This window comes from Micromonospora sp. NPDC002411 (assembly GCF_053592955.1).
The window spans coordinates 1-2,107 of sequence record NZ_JBSFBM010000584.1 but is presented as its reverse complement, the minus strand read 5'-3'; the positions used below and the strand labels follow the sequence as shown (position 1 = coordinate 2,107).

At 71.1% G+C, this 2,107-nt stretch carries 2 protein-coding genes; one reads left to right on the top strand and one right to left on the bottom strand.

All coding sequences use genetic code 11. The annotated features are described in order from the left end of the window. Window positions 1-90 precede the first annotated feature (90 nt). A complete protein-coding gene (locus tag ACWCO3_RS34160) occupies window positions 91-861 on the bottom strand; it encodes a CPBP family intramembrane glutamic endopeptidase (RefSeq protein ID WP_357937218.1) in 771 nt (256 codons plus the stop codon). Between the two features lie 145 nt (window positions 862-1,006). Here ACWCO3_RS34160 and ACWCO3_RS34155 point away from each other — a divergent pair. After that, a partial coding sequence (locus ACWCO3_RS34155; protein ID WP_450014105.1) for a globin domain-containing protein occupies window positions 1,007-2,107 on the top strand: 1,101 nt, incomplete at its 3' end.

Genomic DNA, 2,107 nt, shown 5'->3' with positions numbered 1-2,107 from the left:
CGCGTTGCTGCCCCGGGAGTGGTTCGACTGGCTCCGACCGGCTCGCGGCCCGCGCGGTGGCCGTCTACCGGCCCGCGCGACGCTGACCGGTCAGAGCCAGTCGAACCACTCCCGGGGCAGCAACGCGTAGCCGACGAAGGCGAACACGTCGAGCAGTGTGTGCGCGATGATCAACGGCATCACCCGTCGGGTGCGCAGGTAGAAGAGGCTGAACACGACGCCCATCACCGCGTTGCCGACGAACGCGCCAAAGCCCTGGTAGAGGTGGTACGAGCCACGCAGCAGCGCGCTGGCCGCGATGATCGCCGCCAGCCGCCAGTGGAGCTGTCGTAGCCGGGTGACCAGGTAGCCGACCACGATCACCTCCTCCAGCACGGCGTTCTGCACAGCGGCGAGGATCAGCACCGGGACCGTCCACCAGAGGTCCGGCAGCGCGGCCGGCACCAGCGTGGCGTTGACCCCCAACTGGGCGGCCACCCAGAACAGGGCCAGCCCGGGCAGACCGATCAGCGCCGCCAGGCCGGCACCCCGGGCCAGGTCCTGACCGGGCCGCCGGGCGTCCAGGCCGAGGGTTCGCGCCGGGTCGCCGGGGTCCCGGCTGAGCAGGTGTACGGCGAGCAGCACCGGCAGCAGCGCGAACACGATGCCGAGCAGTTGGTACGTGAGGTCCAGCCAGGGTCGGGACGACGCCGAGGTGTTCAGCGAGGCGGTCTGCTTGGAGAGCGGACCGTCGGCGGTCAGCTTCGCGACGATCGAGACGACCGCGTAGACGGCGGACTGGCCGAGGGACAGGCCGAGGACCAGCAACATCTCGGTGCCGAGCAATCGGCGGGACACCGGGCGGGTCAGCTCAACGGTCACCGCACCACTCTGCCCGACGGGTGGTGCCGGTGACACGGCCGACCGGCCAGCATGAGCCGATCGCACATTCTGTGCGACCAGTCGACACTCTCCGTGGAGATTCTATGAGCGCCCGATCCGCTGCCGTCAGGAGAAGGAGCGCCCCGTGGACAACCTCGCACGGTTGCTGAAGGAGAGCTGGACCCTGGTCGAGGACGACCGGGTCCGGCTGAGCGGGCACTTCTACGCCCGGCTGTTCCTGCTCGACCCCGCCCTGCGGCAACTCTTCCCGGTGCAGATGACCGGCCAGGGCGACCGCCTACTGGAAGCGATCATCACGGCGATCCACACGGTCGACGACCCGGAGAGCTTCGACGAGTTCCTGCGGGCGTTGGGCCGCGACCACCGCAAGTACCACGTCGACGACTCGCACTACGCGACGATGGGAGTCGCTTTGCTGGACGCTCTCCGTAGCACCGCCGGCGACGGCTGGAACCTTGAGTACGACCAGGCGTGGCGGGAGGCGTACGCGGCGATCACCGCCCTGATGGTGGCCGGCGCGAAGGCCGACGACGATCCCCCGTTCTGGCACGCCGAGGTGCTGACCCACGAGCGGTACGGCCCGGACACCGCCGTGCTGACCTGCCGGGCGCTCCAGCATCCGCTGCGGTGGCAGGCCGGGCAGTACGTGAGCCTGGAGGCGCCGCGCCACCACCCCCGGGTGTGGCGGAACTACTCGATCGCGAACGCCCCGAACGACGACAACCTGCTGGAGTTCCACGTGCGGTCGCCGGGTGCCGGCTGGGTGTCCGGCGCGTTGGTGCGCCGGGTGCGGCCGGGTGAGCTGCTCCGCGTGGCGGCGCCGATGGGGTCGATGACCCTGGACCGCGACTCCGAACGGGACGTCCTGTGCGTGGCCGGCGGGGTCGGCCTGGCGCCGATCAAGGCACTTGTCGAGGAGTTGGCCACCTACAACCGGACCCGGTGGGTGCACGTCTTCTACGGCGCCCGGCAGGCGGCGGACCTGTACGGCCTGGCCGGGTTGCAGGAGCTGGTGGCCGTACACCCGTGGTTGTCGGTCACGCCGGCGTGCAGCGCCCGCGACCGACACCTCACGCTGTCCGCGCAAACCGACGGGCGGCTGCGACTCAGCGGCACCCTCGACGCCGAGGCCGCCGCGTTGGTGCGCGCCGCCATCGACCCGCTCAGCGCACCCGCCGGCCCCGACGACACCCGCTGCGCCGGCCAACGCCGCCACGACGCTCTG